Annotated in this window: 14 protein-coding genes and 2 pseudogenes; 6 read left to right on the top strand and 10 right to left on the bottom strand. The window is 71.2% G+C overall.

The features are described from left to right. Positions 1-88 precede the first annotated feature (88 nt). Positions 89-1,147: an acyltransferase family protein gene (locus V6U86_RS08980; RefSeq protein WP_334500645.1), complete on the top strand. Its 1,059-nt coding sequence runs from the start codon at positions 89-91 to the stop codon at positions 1,145-1,147. 43 nt (positions 1,148-1,190) lie between these two features. Here the strand turns inward: V6U86_RS08980 and V6U86_RS08975 are convergent, their stop codons facing one another. From V6U86_RS08975 to V6U86_RS08950, 6 genes and pseudogenes are all read right to left on the bottom strand, one after another. Beyond that, entirely contained in the window at positions 1,191-1,982 is a 792-nt protein-coding gene (locus tag V6U86_RS08975; protein ID WP_334500642.1) for a hypothetical protein, read from the bottom strand. After that, on the bottom strand, positions 1,975-2,496 hold the full coding sequence (locus V6U86_RS08970; protein WP_334500640.1) for a SigE family RNA polymerase sigma factor: 522 nt from the start codon (positions 2,494-2,496) through the stop codon (positions 1,975-1,977). The genes V6U86_RS08975 and V6U86_RS08970 overlap by 8 nt, the downstream gene beginning before the upstream one ends. 61 nt (positions 2,497-2,557) lie before the next feature. Continuing rightward, on the bottom strand, positions 2,558-3,808 hold the full coding sequence (purD, locus tag V6U86_RS08965; protein ID WP_334500638.1) for a phosphoribosylamine--glycine ligase: 1,251 nt from the start codon (positions 3,806-3,808) through the stop codon (positions 2,558-2,560). Between the two features lie 99 nt (positions 3,809-3,907). Next, a complete protein-coding gene (locus V6U86_RS08960) occupies positions 3,908-4,471 on the bottom strand; it encodes a hypothetical protein (RefSeq protein ID WP_334500860.1) in 564 nt (187 codons plus the stop codon). 225 nt (positions 4,472-4,696) lie between these two features. Next, positions 4,697-4,837: pseudogene (locus V6U86_RS08955) on the bottom strand (type IV toxin-antitoxin system AbiEi family antitoxin domain-containing protein); the annotation flags it as partial. A 166-nt stretch (positions 4,838-5,003) separates the two neighbouring features. Next, on the bottom strand, positions 5,004-6,293 hold the full coding sequence (locus V6U86_RS08950; RefSeq protein ID WP_334500636.1) for an adenylosuccinate synthase: 1,290 nt from the start codon (positions 6,291-6,293) through the stop codon (positions 5,004-5,006). A gap of 124 nt (positions 6,294-6,417) precedes the next feature. On the opposite strand from V6U86_RS08950, the gene V6U86_RS08945 reads away from it, so the two are divergent. After that, positions 6,418-7,539: a hypothetical protein gene (locus V6U86_RS08945; protein WP_334500633.1), complete on the top strand. Its 1,122-nt coding sequence runs from the start codon at positions 6,418-6,420 to the stop codon at positions 7,537-7,539. 1,456 nt (positions 7,540-8,995) lie between these two features. Further along, positions 8,996-10,132, top strand: a pseudogene (locus V6U86_RS33355) (MinD/ParA family ATP-binding protein); the annotation flags it as partial. 46 nt (positions 10,133-10,178) lie between these two features. Here V6U86_RS33355 and V6U86_RS08935 read toward each other — a convergent pair. Next, positions 10,179-10,607, bottom strand: coding sequence for a DUF3151 domain-containing protein (locus V6U86_RS08935; RefSeq protein ID WP_334500631.1), 429 nt, complete (start codon positions 10,605-10,607; stop codon positions 10,179-10,181). 249 nt (positions 10,608-10,856) lie between these two features. Between V6U86_RS08935 and V6U86_RS08930 the strand changes: the two genes are divergently transcribed. After that, positions 10,857-12,050, top strand: a complete 1,194-nt coding sequence (locus V6U86_RS08930) for an LOG family protein (RefSeq protein ID WP_334500629.1) — start codon at positions 10,857-10,859, stop codon at positions 12,048-12,050. A gap of 49 nt (positions 12,051-12,099) precedes the next feature. On the opposite strand, the gene fbaA is transcribed toward V6U86_RS08930, so the two are convergent. Then, entirely contained in the window at positions 12,100-13,125 is a 1,026-nt protein-coding gene (gene fbaA / locus V6U86_RS08925) for a class II fructose-bisphosphate aldolase (protein ID WP_124771129.1), read from the bottom strand. Between the two features lie 137 nt (positions 13,126-13,262). After that, positions 13,263-13,646 (bottom strand): phage holin family protein, encoded by a 384-nt coding sequence (locus tag V6U86_RS08920; RefSeq protein WP_334500624.1) that lies wholly within the window; start codon positions 13,644-13,646, stop codon positions 13,263-13,265. Positions 13,647-13,770: 124 nt separating this feature from the next. On the opposite strand from V6U86_RS08920, the gene V6U86_RS08915 reads away from it, so the two are divergent. Together V6U86_RS08915 and V6U86_RS08910 are read left to right on the top strand one after the other, a co-directional pair. Next, positions 13,771-13,983 carry a hypothetical protein gene (locus tag V6U86_RS08915; RefSeq protein ID WP_091397476.1) on the top strand — a complete coding sequence of 71 codons (213 nt, stop codon included), beginning with the start codon at positions 13,771-13,773 and terminating at the stop codon, positions 13,981-13,983. Between the two features lie 153 nt (positions 13,984-14,136). Next, positions 14,137-15,693, top strand: a complete 1,557-nt coding sequence (locus V6U86_RS08910) for an LPXTG cell wall anchor domain-containing protein (RefSeq protein WP_334500619.1) — start codon at positions 14,137-14,139, stop codon at positions 15,691-15,693. 65 nt (positions 15,694-15,758) lie between these two features. Here the strand turns inward: V6U86_RS08910 and V6U86_RS08905 are convergent, their stop codons facing one another. Beyond that, positions 15,759-16,820, bottom strand: coding sequence for an LCP family protein (locus tag V6U86_RS08905; RefSeq protein ID WP_334500616.1), 1,062 nt, complete (start codon positions 16,818-16,820; stop codon positions 15,759-15,761).

The raw sequence follows: 16,820 nt of genomic DNA, 5'->3' as shown, positions 1-16,820 counted from the left end.
CGGCCGGTGATCGGGCCGCCGATCCCAGGATTTGTGATCTTGGTCACTTCGACTAGATCGAATATCGGCGGCCCGTCAGCCTTGCCGGGTGACAACCCTGGTGCGGCCCGAGAGCAGCGACGTCGCAGTCGCGCCGGCCACCCGTGACCCCTACATCGACAACGTCAAAGGGCTGCTGATCCTCCTGGTCGTGCTCGGCCACACCGTGGGTCAGACGGTCGGCTCCTCACCGGGCGGGCGCACGATATACACGCTTGTCTACCTGTGCCACATGCCGGCCTTCGCCATGCTGTCGGGGATGCTCTCGGCAACCGAGCTCACCGGGCGCCGGGCGGCGTCGCTGGTGCGTGACCTGCTCGCTCCGTACGTCGTGTTCCAACTGCTCTACATGGGCTTCTACACGGCCATGGACCAGCCGATGAACTGGACGATCAGCCAGTTCCTGATCCCGGTCTACCACCTGTGGTTCCTGCCCGCCCTGCTCATCTGGCGGATGCTCACCCCGCTGTTCGCCCAGCTTCGCGGAGCGGTCCTGATCGCGATCGGGGTCTCCCTTTTTGCCGGAGCAACAACGGTCCTCAGCCACCCCATGTCGTTGAACCGGGTGGCCGGCATGCTGCCCTTCTTCGTCCTCGGCGTCTGGCTCGGACGCGGCAGGCTGGCGTACCGCCCGTCCGCCCGGGTGCGGCTCGCCGCGGTCACCGTGCTCATCGCTGCCGTACCGATCGCCTACCTGGTCGGTTCGCGCCTGCCCATCCTCTGGCTGTACTGGAACAGCACCTACCAGCGCATCGGGGTGGACGTGACCGAAGGCGTCCTCATCCGGCTCGGACTGATGGCCGTCGCGTCGGCGATGACCTGGGCGATCATGATGCTGGCGCCGCGCCGCCAGATGTTCCTCACGGGCTGGGGTGCCAACTCCATGTACCCGTACCTGCTGCACGGGTTCGCCGTGCTGGCCTTCGCGTGGTCCCCCCTCGACAGCCGAGTCGACAGCATCCCGGCCCTGCTGGCACTTCTCGCCGTGGTGGTGGCGGTGGTCTGGATCACCGCCAGCCGACCGGTGGTGTGGGCGCTGCGTCCGCTGGTCAGCCCGCCGGTCGGCTGGCTGCTCCGGAAGGCGCCCTCGGTGGGGGTACGCGCCTAGCCACCTCGACACGGGGGTCGAGCCGGCGCGACCACCGCGCCGCTCACGGGTACAACGTGAGACCCGGCCACCGGCCAATGGCCACCAACTGGTCCATGGACAGCAACAACTCGTCCACGGACGCACTGCGCTGAGCCAGATCGACTCCCACCATCGTCCCGTCGGGACGCCCCACCATCACCGAACGGCGGCTGGTGCCCGCCGCCGGGTCGACCTCGGTGTTCAACGCCATCTGGGTGCCGTCCGGGAGCTGATCCGTTGAGCAGTCTTCCGTCGAGTCCAGCATCAGCCGGCAGGCCGGTACCGCCCCGAGGGCCGGCTCCACGCTGACCACCAGATCGCCATGATCACCGCCCCGGGACAGCTTCAGCGGCACCCGGTAGAGGTACCGCCGCACCGTGCCCTCGTAGGACAGCTGCGGCAGCGGGCACCCGGGCACCCCCGAATCGACGGTCAGCCCACGAGGCAGGTTGACGCTCAGAGCGGTGCGCAGCGCCACGGTCAGTCGGACCACGGCGGCGGCCGGCTGCTCCGACGGGAACGGCGGCGCCGAGCCGTACCGCTCGAACGGTGGCACGGACCCGCCGGCAGACGCGTTCAGCTGGGCACAGAGCGACGGGCCGGTGTGCGCCGTCGGCTCCCGCGAATCCCGGTACGGTCCGGCAACCAGGGTCGACGTGAGTGCGATCACGGCCACGGCCACCCCGGAACCGGACAACGCCCACGCCCGGTGCTGGCGGCGACGCCGGTCGGCCAGGATGAGGTCGTCCACGTCGATCCGAGTCGGCGGCGCCTGGGCGACCGCCGCACGCAGCTGGTCGTAGAGCTCATCCATCGTTGCGTACCTCCTCGACTCGATCCGGCGTCGGGGCGAGGCGGGCCCTCATCGCTTCGATGCCACGCGCGGACTGGCTCTTGACGGTGCCTGGAGTGCAGCCGAGTTCCTGCGCTGTCTCCTCGACGGACAGGTCGCAGAAGTAGCGCAACACGAGGACCGCGCGGCGGCGCGGCGGCAGCTCGGCCAGCAGAGCGAGGATCGTCAGGCGGTCCGCGGCACCCTCGGTGGCACCCGCCGCCAACGGCCGATCCGGCACCTCCGCCCAGGCGGCCTCCCGCCGCCAGGGCCGACGCCGCTCGTCCAACCAGACCCGCAGCAGGGTACGCCGGACGTACGCGTCCGGATTGTCCATGACGGACACGCGCGACCAGTGCCGGAGCAACTTGACCAGCGCCGCCGACACCAGATCGTCGGCCGTGTGCCAGTCACCGCAGAGCAGGTACGCCGTGCGGCGCAACGGCTCCAGCCGCGCGCTGACGTAGTCGCGGTAACCCTCGACATCGACCGGCATTCCGGCCACCCCCTCGTCTCACCGGTCAAACGGCGAGGGGACGGCCGGGGGTTGCCCGGTTTCAGCTGGGAATCGTGATCCGGCCGTCGATCGCCGCAGCGGCGATGTCGGTGCGGTGCTGCGAGCCGGCCAACTCCACCCCGTCCACCAGCGCGTACGCGGCATCCCGCGCGGCGGCCAGGTCGGCGCCGGTGGCCGTACCGCAGAGGACCCGACCGCCGGCGGAGAGCAACGCGCCGTCGCTGGCCCGACGGGCGGTGCCCGCGTGGATGATGCCCGGACCGTCCGCCCCGGTGATCACGTCACCGGTGCGCGGCGCGGCCGGATAACCCGCCGAGGCGACCACCACGGTCACGGCGCTGCCGTCCCGCCATCGCAGCGGCGGGTGCTCGGCCAACGTGCCGGTGGCCGCCGCGTGCAGCAGCCCACCCAGCGGCGTCTCCAGCAACGCGAGCACCACCTGCGTCTCCGGGTCACCGAAGCGCGCGTTGAACTCGATCACCCGAGGGCCGGCGGGGGTGATCGCGAGCCCGACGTAGAGCAGGCCGGCGAACGGGGTGCCCCGACGACGCATCTCCGCCAACGTCGGGTGAACCACGTCGCGCATGACCTCGTCGACCAGACCGGCCGGCGCCCAGGGCAGCGGTGCGTACGCGCCCATACCACCGGTGTTCGGCCCGCTGTCGCCGTCGCCGAGCCGCTTGAAGTCCTGTGCCGGCACCAGCGGCAGCGCCGCCTCGCCATCGGTGACCACGAAGAGGCTGACCTCGGGGCCGTCGAGGAACTCCTCGACCACGACCCGTCCACACTCGCTGGCGTGCGCCAACGCGGCGGCCCGGTCGTCGGTCACCACCACGCCCTTGCCGGCGGCGAGCCCGTCGTCCTTCACCACGTACGGTGCGCCGAACTCGTCCAACGCCCGAGCGGTGCTCGCTTCGTCAGTGCAGACGTACGCCCGGGCGGTCGGCACGCCGGCGGCGGTCATCACGTCCTTGGCGAACGCCTTGGAGCCCTCCAACTGGGCGGCAGCGCCGGACGGACCGAACACGGCGATGCCCTTGGCGCGAACCGCGTCGGCGACCCCGGCGACCAGCGGCGCCTCAGGCCCGATCACCACCAGGTCAGCCGCCGTCTCCACGGCCAGCGCCGCCACCGCGGCCGGATCTGTGGCATTGACGGCCCGCAGCTCGGCAAGCCCCGCGATCCCCGGGTTACCCGGCGCCGCAATCAGCGCGGAAACCCGCGAATCCGCCACCAACCCGAGCGCAAGCGCATGCTCCCGCCCACCACCACCCACCAAAAGAACCCGCACGCCCGAGATCCTACTGTCCCCCACTCAAACCCCCGCCGACCCTCGGTGATCAAGAGGTTTGCGTCAGCGGTGGGCTCGTTCTTGACGCATACCTCTTGATCACCTTTGCTTGGCGGCCGCGATCGCTTGGCGGACGGTTTGGGGGATGTAGTCGGGATGGAGGGTGTCCTGCCAGGTGAAACGGAGGATGGTCCAGCCGGCGTTGACCAGGCGGTTCTGGCGACGGCGGTCGGCGTAGACGGCCTCCGGGATGCCGTGCGCGTCTCGGCCGTCCGCTTCGGCGATCAGCCTTGGGCCGCGCCAACCCAGGTCACCGATACCGAGCAGATAGCCGTCGTCGTCGCGCACTTCCAACTGGAGCGTGTCCGGCGCCACCCTGCCGTCCACGCACCGCAGTCGGCTACGCGTTTCCAGCGGTGACTGCGACCGACCGTCCGCCTCGGTCAGACAGGCGCGTGCCACCACCGCGCCCCGCCGCCCCCGGATCAGGTTCGGGATGGTCGCCAGGTGCGCCGGATCGATGCGGCCCCGGTTAAGCGCCGAGTCGAGCACCGAGACCGCTGGATAACGATCAACCCGAAGGATGACGTCCGAGACGGTGCGGAGCGGAGAGGTCGTCGGGATGCCCGCAACCTCGACGACGTCGCCAGAACCGACAGTCACCTGATGCACCGTCAACCACGGCACCAGGGAGCGCTGAGGTCGAGGTCGATCGACGGGGACCGAGACGTGCACCTGTGATGTCCGACGAAGACCCGCGATGCCGTGCAACTCCAAGGCAGAGTCCAGAACAGCGAATGCTCCTGGGCCGAGGCTCATGATCGACGCGCGAATTCGCGCCCGCCGTCGCGTCGAATCGCTCAGCTCCGCTTCTGGAACGAAGCAGCCACGAAGAAGCCGCTGCCACCTGCCGGACCGGTGCAACTGCCGGATCTGATCCCGGGTCAGGCCGGCACGCAGTGCCTGGCCCATGGTGACCATGCCGTCCTGCCCGGCCGCGATCTGGCGAAGAAGCTGATCTGCACCCACGCCCACACCCTGCCCACCCACCGCACCCGCGTGAAGCCCCTGTGGACAACTCCCAAACCTCTGTGGATAACCCTCTCTTCGGCTCGGTGATCAAGAGCTTTGCGTCAACCTCACGGGGAAATCTGACGCAAACTTCTTGATCACCGAGCCAAAGAGGGCGTGGGCGTTAGGGGAGGAGGGGGTGGAGGTGGACGTTTTCTTCTCGGCCTGGGCCTACGCCTACGACGCTGACTCTGGTGTTGCAGAGTTCTTCGATCCTCGCGATGTAGCGGCGGGCGTTCTCCGGGAGGTCGTCGATGGTGCGGGCCTTGGTGATGTCCTCCGACCAGCCGTCGAGTTCCTCAAAGACGGGCTTGGCGTGGTGGAAGTCCGTCTGACTCATCGGCATGTCGTCGACCCGGACACCGTTGATCTCGTAACCGACGCAGATCGGCAGCTTGGGCAGGCCGGTGAGCACGTCCAGCTTGGTGATGACCAGGTCGGTGACGCCGTTGAGGCGGCAGGCGTACCGGGCCACGACCGCGTCGAACCACCCGCACCGGCGCTCCCGCCCGGTGGTGGTGCCGTACTCCGCGCCGACCTTGCGCAGGTGGTCACCGCTGGCGTCGAACAGCTCGGTCGGGAACGGCCCGGCACCGACCCGGGTGGTGTACGCCTTGCTCACCGCGATGACCTTGTTGATCGCGGTCGGCGGGATGCCCGCGCCCACGCAGGCGCCACCGGCGGTCGGATTGGACGAGGTCACGAAGGGGTAGGTGCCGTGGTCCATGTCGAGCATGGTGGCCTGGGCGCCCTCCAGCAGCACCGTCTCGCCCCGGTCCAGGGCGTCCCAGAGCATCGCCCGGGTCTCCGCGATGTACGGCTTGAGCCGCTCCGCGTACTCCAGGTACTCCTCGACGGTCGCCTCAAGGTCGATCGCCTTGCGGTTGTAGACCTTGAACAGGATCTGGTTCTTCTCGCGCAGCGCGAGTTCCAGCTTCTTGCGCAGGATGCCCGGGTCGAGCAGGTCCTGGAGTCGGATGCCGATCCGGGCGACCTTGTCCCCGTACGCCGGCCCGATGCCGCGGCCGGTGGTGCCGATCCGGGACGAGCCGAGGTAGCGCTCGATGACCCGGTCCAGTGCGCGGTGGTGCGGCATGATCAGGTGCGCGTCGCCGGAGATCCGCAGCCGGGACACGTCGACGCCGCGCTCGGCCAGGCCGTCGATCTCGGCGAGCAGCACCTTCGGGTCGACCACCACACCGTTGCCAATGATGATCATCGCGTCCGGCGAGAGCGCGCCGGACGGCATCAGGTGCAGCGCATACTTCTGGCCGTCCGGGGTGATCACCGTGTGTCCGGCGTTGTTGCCGCCGGAGTAGCGCACGACGTAGTCGACCCGCTCACCCAGCAGGTCGGTAACCTTGCCCTTGCCCTCGTCGCCCCACTGAGCGCCGATGAGCACGATCGCTGGCATCTCTTCCGCCTCCAGAAGGCTCGGGTGCCAGGTGGCGACCGCTCGGCGAGCCCGGGGTGTCAGGTTAACAAGTAGTGACGGCGTGGCCGGCAGGGGTCGCGTCGAGAGGCAGGAGGCTCCTTCCGTGTACGACGTGGTGCTGCTCACCCTCGGTTCGGAACGGGACGCTCCCGGGGCCTGTGGCAACGGCGGGGCCTGCTGCGGCGGCGCAACCGCGGCCGACACCGCCCCAACGAGCCAGCCCGACGCCAGCCAGGCCGACGCCAGCCAGGCCGACCCCAGCCAGGCCGACACCAGCCAGGCCGACACCGCCGCAACGAGCCAGCCCGACACCGGCCAGACGGACATCGGCCAGGCCGAGCAGTGCGCGACGGAGCGGCCACGGGTGCCGGTGTTGGCCTGCGCCGACGCGTTGAACGCCCGGGGCGCCCGGGTGGAGACGATCACCGCCCGCTCCGACGCCGAGATCGACGCGGTGTTGGCCCGGTTCGACGGCCCGGCCCGCCCGGACGGCCTCACCTGGCCAGACCCGGACAGCAAGGCCCGGCTGGTCGTCGCCGTGGCCAGTGACGCGCAGTTGCGCGCCGTGCTGCGTCGGCTGGTCAAGCGGTACGCCCCGGCACCGAGCAAGCGCCCGGCGGACCTGACCGGCAACCGGACCCTGCCCGACCTGCCGCCGGTGGCCGTACTCCCGCTCGACCCGGCCCGTGGCGGCACCCACCGGGACCTGGCCGCACAGCTCGGGCTGCCCCGTGACCCGGCGGCGGTGGCCGCCGCGGTGCTGGACGGCACGCCGCGCCGGCTGGATCTGCTCCGCAACGACGGCGGCTCGGTGACCCTGGACGGCGCGCTCCTGGGCGCCGCCGACGACGCCGGCCGGCCGCTGCACTGGCGCGCCCGGGTGGAGGTCGACGACACGATTCTCAGCGACGGCTCGGAACCGCTGCTGGCCTGCGCGGTCGGCAACGCCGGCGGCTACGCGACGCTCGACGACGTGACCCTGCTGACCGCGCCGGACCCGGCCGACGGCCAGGTCGAGGTCGCGGTGGCCGTACCGGTGGTCGTCCGCTCGGCGTGGGGGCGCAAGCGGGTACGCCTCGAAGTTCGGCGGGCCCGTGGGCGGGCGGTGTCGGTGCTGCCCAGGGAGGGCAAGGTGCCGTACCTCGACGATGGTGTCGAGGGCGAGCTGACCCGCAAGCGTTCCTGGTGGATCGAGCCGGGCGCCTGGGCGGTCTGGTCGAGCTGACCTCGACGGCACCGACCGGCCGACCTGCTGCGCCGATCGGCCCTGCTGGGTGAATGGGCCTATCCTCGCAGGAGGACTGGGGAGGGCCGTAATGGACGAGAACGCCGACCGGGCACAGGTGCCCGGCCAGCAGCCGGCGCCGGAGCGGGACATCGAACCACTCTGGCCGCCAGATCCGGGTGACCAGGGCGCGACGCCACCCTGGGCTGCGGTCGTCGACCAAAGGGGTGGGCCGTCGTCGGTCGCGGTGCCGGTCACGCCACCGGTAGCCGCGCCTCCGATCGCGCGACCGCCGGTTCCCGGCCAACCTGGCGCTGCGGCCCAGTCACCGCCCTCGCCGTCGGACTACCCGTCGCTCACCGGCGCCGTCCCGGCACCCGGGGGGTGGGGGGCCGGCGGCCCGTCCGGCACCGGGTCGGGTTGGGCGCCGGCGCAGCCGAGTTGGCCACCACCGACCGATCCGGCCGCCGTGTCCCCGCCGCCCGCCCCGCCCGCGACCGGCGCCCAGCCGACACCACCAGCGATCGGTGCCCAGCCGACACCGCCGGCAACCGGTGCCCAGCCGACACCACCGGCAACCGGCTCCGGGAGCAACGGCGGGCCAACTGACACCGGCCTACCCGCCACCGCTGCGACCCCGAACACCACCTCCGTGCCGGGAGGCGGCCGACCCGCCACGAGCGACGCGGCCAGTGCCGCATCCGACCTGACCAGCAAGGCCGGCGAAGCGTCGTACGCACCGCACGGTGACCGGGGTCCGACCGCCGCGCCGGTCGCACCGGGAGGCGTCGACCTGGACCTGCCGTTCACCCTGGACCGCCCCACCGCCGCCGACCGCCCCACCGCAGCAGCCGCCGCCGAGCGCGCCGCGCCGGCCGCAGCCACCGACCGGCCCATCCCGGCCGCCACGGCGTCCGCCGGCAGCCCGAGCACCACCAGCGGCCCGACGGCCGCAGCGCCGGCAGCCCCCTCGGCAGCTGGCCCTGAACCGGCCGGGCCGCCACCGCAGCCCGGCGGACCCGCCCCGCAGACTGGCGGACCGACAGCGCAGACAGCCGGGCCCGCGCCGCAGACTGGCGGACCGACAGCGCAGACAGCCGGACCCGCGCCGCAGGCAGCCGGGCCGGCAGCGCAGGCTGGCGGGCCCGGTGAAGACGGGTCCGCCGACGGGCCGGTGCGGCCGATTGCCGAATCGCCATGGGCGTATCCGCCGCAACGCCCGGCTGGAGCACCCGCTCAGGACGAGGCCAGCGCGACGCCGCCGATTCCGCCGCCGCCCGTCGTGCCATACGCCGGTCCCGCGCTGGCGCACCCGGGGCAGCCGTTCACCCCGGCCATCCCCGGGCAGGCCGGCTCAACGCAGATTCCGCCGCCGCCCGACCTGACGCAGTTCAGCAACCCGCCTCCCGACCTGACGCAGTTCAGCACCCCGCCGCACATCCCTCCCGCAGCGCAGCACGCTCCTCCGCAGGCCGGGCCGGCGACCCCACCGCCTGGGCCGTTTCCGCCCTCGCCGGGTTGGTACCCACCGCCCTGGCAGCAGGGCTCGCCCGGCGGCACGCCCGGGCAGCCGTACCAGGAGGCCGACGGGGTGACCCGGGTGCCGACCCCCGGGTACCCGGATGCGACCGCGTACCCGGACGCGAGTTGGACGCCGGAGGAGACCGCAGCGCCGACCGCCGAGGACTTCGCCCGACGGCGCCAGGTCCGACCCGCCGACCCGGTGGCGACAATGGGTGTACGCGCGGTGGTCAACAAGATGGGCCTGCTCCGGCTCTCCCCGGGGCGGCACGAGCAGGAGCTCAAGCGGGACATCGAGATGGTGCGCCGCAACTTCGGCGGTCTGCGGCAGGTGACCGTGGTCAACCCGAAGGGCGGCGCGGGGAAGACGGTGGCCATCCTGCTGCTCGCGATGACGTTCGGTCAGAAGCGCGGCGGCTACGTGCTGGCCTGGGACAACAACGAGACCCAGGGCACCCTGGGGATGCGCGCCCAACAGGACTTCCACTCCCGCACGGTGCGGGACATGCTGCGTGACCTCGGGCAGTTCCAGGGCGCGCACGGGCGCGTCGGTGACCTGTCGCAGTACGTCCGCTCGCAGGGCGAGGGGATGTTCGACGTCCTGGCCTCGGACGAGTCGGCCACCGGTGGCGAGATGTTGACCGCCGCCGCGTTCGCCGAGATCCGCGAGGTGGTCAGCCGGTTCTACAAGTTGATCTTCGTGGACACCGGGAACAATGTCCGGGCGCAGAACTGGCAGGCGTCGATGGACGCCACCGACCAGTTGGTGGTCACCATGTCGGCCCGGAACGACTCCGCCGAGACCGCCGCCCGGATGCTCGACCACCTGGAGCAGAGCGGCCGGCAACGGCTGGTCCGGCAGGCCGTGACGGTGGTGTCGATGCCGCCGTCGCGCAAGGAGATCGACCTGCCGGCCATCCAGGAGCACTTCGCGGCCCGCACCCGGGCGGTGCTGCTGGCCCCGTACGAGCGGCTCATCGACAGCGGCGAGCCGATCCGGTACGGCGGGCTCTCCTCAGCCACCCGGGACGCCTGGTTGAAGATCGCCGCCGCGGTAGCCGAAGGGCTGTGACCCGCCGGTGGCCGGCCCCGCCTCGGGGCCGGCTGCCGGTGCGGGGTCAGTTGCTCGCCAGCGCGTCCGCCGCTTCCGGGTCACAGTCGCGCAGGAACTGGGCACAGCGGGCCGCCTCGTCGGCCTCGCCGATCTCGTCGGCCGCCCGGGACAGCACGTACAGGCAACGGAGGAAGCCCCGGTTGGGCTCGTGTGACCACGGCACCGGGCCGTGCCCCTTCCACCCACTGCGGCGCAGCTGGTCGAGGCCCCGGTGGTAGCCGGTGCGGGCATACGCGTACGCCATCACCACCTGGCCCTGCGCGAACGCCCGCGCCGCGAGCTCCGCCCAGGCCGCGCTGTAGGTCGGGAAGCCGGCCGCCACGTTGGCGTACGCCTCATCGGTGCCGGCCTCGTCGGCGGCGGCCAGGGCGGCGTCGGCCTCCTCGTTCACGGGCAGGCGGGTGGCCGGTGGCTCTGGCAAAAGGTTCTGCATCGCCCCATTCAACCCGCTGGACAGGGCGACACGCGAGCGGGTCGGCCGACGTGTTCCGCTGAACGGCTGAGGAGTTGGTCACGCCTGCGGCCTATGCCGCTGCCAGGTGTTTTCCACTACAACTAATGGTCCGGAGCCTCCCCAGGAACCGGTTATGCAGGAGCCCGGTGGCCACGACCGCCGGGCTCCTGTCGGTTCCATCCCGGGCCCGAGGTTTGGCCAGCCCCGGCGGACGGGCAGGATGGCCCGGTGCCGACCCCACCTCCCGCAGACGTCATCGAACCGCACCTGCACGCCGGCGAGATCCAGACCCGGGCCGAGCTCGATCAGCAGCTGGCCACCGGTCAGCTGACCGGGCTGACCGTGCAGGGCCTGCGGCTCGACCTCGCGCCGGCGCCCGACCTGACCGGCGTCGACGTCACCGGCACCCTCTTCGTCGGTTGCCGGTTCGCGTCCCGGGACGTGGGCGCCGACCTGGTCCGACGCGGCGCGAACGTGGTGCCGCCGTTCTCGGGGTTGCCGTACCCGACCCAGCCGACGCACCTCTACACCCCGGAGGATTTGGCTGCCGGGTTCGCCGAGGGCGGGTTCACCGGGATGTACGACACCCGGGTGTACGACCACTACCGAGCGCACGGCGGCGCGCTGCCGGACGTCAAGGAGGCGCTGGGTCAGCGGCTGCACGACCACGGCGTGGACAACGCGCTGGGCGACGCCACCCGGGTCTGGCTGAACGCGCACGGGCCGCAGTCGGTGGTGGGCATCATGGGTGGCCACGCGGTGCGGCGCGGCAGTCCCCCGTACCGGATGGCGGCCGTGCTGGGTTGGGAGCTGGCGCGGGCCGACCGGCTGGTGGTGACCGGCGGCGGTCCCGGGGTGATGGAGGCCGCGAACCTCGGCGCCTTCCTGGCGGACCGGCCGGCGACCGATGTCACGGCGGCGATCGACCTGTTGGCCACCGCCCCCGACTTCACCGACCACCACAGGTACACGGCCGTCGCGCTGACGGTCCGGCAACGGTACGCGGGGGTGCCCCGGCAACGTGGCGACGACCTGGGCTGGGCGCGTGCCGGTGGGCTGGCCATCCCGACCTGGCTGTACGGGCACGAGCCAGCGAACCTGTTCGCCGGGCGGATCGCGAAGTACTTCTCGAACGCGATTCGGGAGGACACCATCCTGCGCCTCGCCCGGGGCGGCATCGTCTTCGCGCCGGGGCGGGCGGGCACGGTGCAGGAGGTGTTCCAGGCGGCCACCAAGACCTACTACGGCACCGACGGGGCCAGCGGGGCGTACATCTTCTTGGACCGCGCCTACTGGACCCAGGAGTTGCCGGTGGAGGCGCTGCTGCGCCCGTTGCTGGCCGCGTCCCCGTTTGGTGACCTGTCGTCGACGATCCACCTGACCGACGACGTTCGCGAGGCCGTACGCCTGCTGACGACCTGACGACGACGGCCGGCGCCCCGTGCGGGGAGCCGGCCGTCGGTAGACGTCGTTACTTGGTCATCGTGGTGCCGGTGGAGCGCAGGTGCTCGCACGCCTCGACGACCCGGGCGGCCAGGCCGGCCTCGGCGGCCTTGCCCCAGGCGCGCGGGTCGTACTGCTTCTTGTTGCCGACCTCGCCGTCGATCTTCAGCACGCCGTCGTAGTTGCGGAGCATGTGGTCCGCGACGGGGCGGGTGAAGGCGTACTGGGTGTCGGTGTCGATGTTCATCTTCACCACGCCGTAGTCCAGAGCCTCGCGGATCTCGCTGAGCAGGGAGCCCGAGCCGCCGTGGAAGACCAGGCTGAGCGGCTTGTCCTTGCCGTACTTGGCGCCGACCGCCTCCTGGATCTGGTTGAGGATCTCGGGGCGCAGCTTGACGTTGCCCGGCTTGTAGACGCCGTGCACGTTGCCGAAGGTCAGCGCCGCCATGTAGCGGCCCTTCTCGCCGAGGCCGAGCGCCTCGACCATGGCCAGGCCGTCCTCGGTGGTGGTGTAGAGCTTGTCGTTGATGGCGTTCTCGACGCCGTCCTCCTCGCCACCGACGACGCCGACCTCGATCTCAAGGACGATCTTGGCCTTGGCCGCCTCGTCGAGGAGCTGCGCGGCGATCTGCAGGTTCTCCGCTACCGGCACGGCCGAGCCGTCCCACATGTGCGACTGGTAGAGCGGCTCCTCGCCGCGCTTCACCCGCTCCTGCGAGATGCCCATCAGCGGACGGACGAACTTGTCCAGCTTGTCCTTCGGGCAGTGGTCGGTGTGCAGGGCGATGTTGACCGAGTACTTCTTGGCCACCTCGTGCGCGTACGCGGCGAACGCCACCGCGCCGGTGACCATGTCCTTGATCGACGGGCCGGAGAGGTACTCGGCGCCACCGGTGGAGACCTGGATGATGCCGTCGCTCTCCGCGTCGGCGAAGCCCTTGAGCGCCGCGTTCAGCGTCTGGGAGGAGGTCACGTTGATCGCGGGGTACGCGTACCGGCCAGCCTTGGCGCGGTCCAGCATCTCCGCGTAAGCCTCGGGGGAAGCGATGGGCATGTGATGTGCTCCTTACTTACCACTCTCGGCCTTGCTGGCCGCTGTTCTTCATTTGTGCGCCGGACCGCGCTGTCCTCCACCCGGAAGTATCCCGTAGGTGAGGTGCGCCGGAACAACCGACCCGGGTGCCAGCCGTTTCACCGGCGGTCCAGGTTGTCCGGCACGATGACGCTGATCAACCAGGTCACCACTGTCATCACGATGGCTCCCCAGAACGCCGGCCAGAATCCGTCCACCTGGAACGGCAGGTCGAGCCCGCGGGCGATCCGGTCGGTGAGCAGGAACAGCAACGCGTTGACCACAAGCGCGAACAGGCCCAGGGTCAGGAGGTAGAACACGCAGCCGACAACCCGGATCACCGGTTTGAGCACCGCGTTGATCACGCCGAAGATCAGCGCCACCACGATCAGGGTGAGCACGGTGTTGCCACCCGATCGGGCGTGCACGTCCACCCCGGGCACGATCAGCGTGGTTATCCACAACGCGACAGCGGTGATCGCCAGTCTGATGAGGAAGCCCACGGCACCATCCTGGCATCGGGTCGCGTCGCCGAGGGCTGATTCGGCCTACTCCGCTTCCGGGCGGTACGCCCACCCAGCCCGTACGGTGGGTGGGAACCGTGCCCCGAGACCCCCGGGAGGGACGATGGGTCAGCCCGATGAGGACTTCACCCCCGGCGATCACCTCGCGCCCGACGAACGCGACCCGGAGGCCGATCCGGCGGACGCGGTCGAGCAGGCCACGGTCGCCGGCCCCGCCGACGTCGACAGTGAGCCGCACCGCGGCCTGGAGGTCGACGACTGGGACGCGATGGAGCAGGCCCGGGTGGTCACCGGGGATGAGGACGACTACCGCTGAGCCGACCACGCCGCCGGGTCGGCTGCCCATTGCGCCAGAGGGTGTTCAACCGTTCGGGTCATTCGACAAATATCGATCGCAGAGGGTTACCGGAGGAGCAGGCGTCTCCCTAGGTTGGACGAGCGCCACCTGCATCCCTACGGGAGGACCTCCATGCCCAAGCACTGGCTCCGCTGGCTGACCGGGCTCGGCGCCGCCGGCGCGTTGGTCGCCGCCTCCGCCACCCCCGCCGTCGCCGCCGCCCCGATCGCGCCCTACTTCCAGGACACCACCCTGGCCGTCGGTTCGGAGGCGGCCACCCGGGGCCTGCTCCTGTACGCCGACGAGTCGACGACCCTCTCCGACCTCTCCGTGCGGTACGACTACCGCTCCCTGGCCGACAAGATCACCATTGACTCCGACGAGGACGGCCAGCGGTGCACCGCCCCGGAGACGGGGGTTCTCGTCTGCGAGGAGCCCTTCGACGTCGTCCTCTACGAGCTGCCACCGCTGGGCAGCGGGGTCTACCGCAACGGGGCGAAGCGGGTGCGCATCGGCCTCACCGAGGATGCGCAGCCCGGTGACTCCGGGGACGTCGTGGTCAGTTTCCAGGCGGCCGGTGGGCGCAGCGGCAGCTACACCTCGCGGGTCCGGGTCGGCGAGGGAGTCGACCTGGCCGGCGGGCCGTACACGACCGTCTCGTCCAAGCCGGGCGGAAAGTTCACTGTGCCGCTGGCCGTGACCAACGCCGGCGACACGACGGTCGAGGGGTTCGTCGCGGTCTTCGACTTCACCTACTCGACCCGGACCAGGGACCGGTTCAGCAACTGCCGCTACTCCGACGACCACCTCGTCTCCTGTCAGTTCGACGAGGAGATCCCGGTGGGCACCGGGCTGGCCACCACGTTGAACCTCGAACTCGCCAAGGACACCTACGCCCCCACCAACCAGTCCAGCTACGCACAGTTCATGACGACGGCCGACTTCGAGGACCTGACCCGGGTGCGGGAAGCAGTCGGCACCCGGGCGGCCACCCCCGGCAGCGGCCCGAAACTGACTCTGGCCAAGGCGCCCGGCAAAACACGGCAGGCCGACCAGACCGACGTCGGCCCGGGCAACGACTACACCGGGTGGCTCGTCAAGGCCACCGGCACGAACGGCACCGACCTCGCGGCGATCGGCTCCTCGCTCGAGGGCGCGGCCGGCGCCGTCGTCACGGCCACCGTCGGCTTCCGAAACAACGGCCCGGCGACGCTCGACAGTGTGAGCGAGGAGTACGAGGCCGCCGCCCACTACGACGTCGAGCTCCCGCCGGGCACCTCCGCCGTCGAGGCCCCTGAGGCCTGCTGGTTGCGGCCGGGCACTCGCACGTACCAGTGCGCCTCGGAGATGCTGCTGGTGGCCGGGCAGACCTACACCCTGAAGTTCCGGCTGCGCATCGACAAGGTCATCCCCAACGCCCGAGGCACGGTCTGGGTCAACGCGCCGTGCGACTGCGCTGGCGGCAGCAGCTTCCAGGACGACATCAAACCGGCCAACGACAAGGCCACAATCGTGGTCAACGCGGCCCCGGGCGGCGGCGGTGGTGGTGGTGGCGACGACGACGGCGGTTCGCTGCCCATCACCGGCACCTCCACCACTCTGATCGCGGGCATCGGCGCCCTGCTGCTCGTCACCGGTGTGGGCGGCTACCTGCTCGCCCGACGCCGGAGCAACCGCTTCGTCGCTTGATTCAATCCGCTCGCCCGACCGGCGCCCCGCCGTCCCGTACCTGGCTGGCGGGGCGCCGTCGTCCGTCATCGAACGCGGTTGACCCGCTCCGGGTGCTGCTCCACCCACTGCGCCAACCGATCCTCGCGCAGCGCGTCGAGGAACGCCCGGCCCAGCTTCGGGTCCAGCGGCAGCAGCGTACGGTCATCCACCGGCTCGCCGACCGGGAGGCTGAGCCCCACCGGGTCGACGCTGTCCAGCTCGGGTAGCACCGCCACCAGCTTGGTCAGCGGCAGGCCGTCGTCGTCGACCGCCAGACCCTTACCGGGCGCCGACAGCAGCGCGGCGAGCCGCACCGGGTTGCTCAACACGTCCTTCGCGGACACCGCTCGGATCAGACCGGTGACATAGCGCTGGGCGTTACGGTCCCGGTCGAACGCGCCGTCGGGCAGGTACCGCCGTTGCCGCAGCAGGTCGACGGAGGCAGCTCCGTCGAGCCGCTGACAGCCGGCTGGGAAGGTCCGGCGGGTGTGCCAGGACCTGACCTCCTTCGGCAGGCAGACCTCCACCCCGTCGACCGCGTCGGTGATCCGGCGCAGCCCCGCGAAGGTCAGCACCGCGCCGGCGTCGACGCGTACCCCGGTCAGGTCGGCGACCACCCGGCGGGTCAGGTCGTAGCCGGCGTCCAGGTCGGGCCGGGGCTCGCCGGCACCGGTGAAGAAGGCGCTGTTGAGCTTTTCGACCTCCCGGCCGGGGATCGACACCCCCAGGTCGCGCGGCAACGAGATGAGGTACGGCCGGCTCCGGTCGGCCGGGATGTGCACCAGCAGGACGGAGTCCGCCAACCGGTACGACGGTTGCTCACCGAAGCCGTCAACCCCGAGCAGTAGGACGTTCAGCGCCTCGGACGGCACGTCGGCCGGTTGACCGGACAACGCCGGGCCATCTACCGGCCGGTTGGGGCGCAGTTGCGGCACTCCGACTCCGAGCGCGGCGAGCACGGCGAGCGTGACGCCAGCGGCCTGGAACCGCTGCCGACGCCGACGGCGGGTGGCGGCCACCCGGTCGATCGCCGCCCGCAGTGGGCCGGTCGACGGGGTCATCGGTTCGTGCCGAACGAACGCGGCACGCAGGTCATCCTCGATCAT

This window comes from Micromonospora sp. CPCC 205558, assembly GCF_036902955.1.
Lineage (GTDB): Bacteria > Actinomycetota > Actinomycetes > Mycobacteriales > Micromonosporaceae > Micromonospora.
This window is presented reverse-complemented; position numbering and strand designations above follow the sequence as displayed.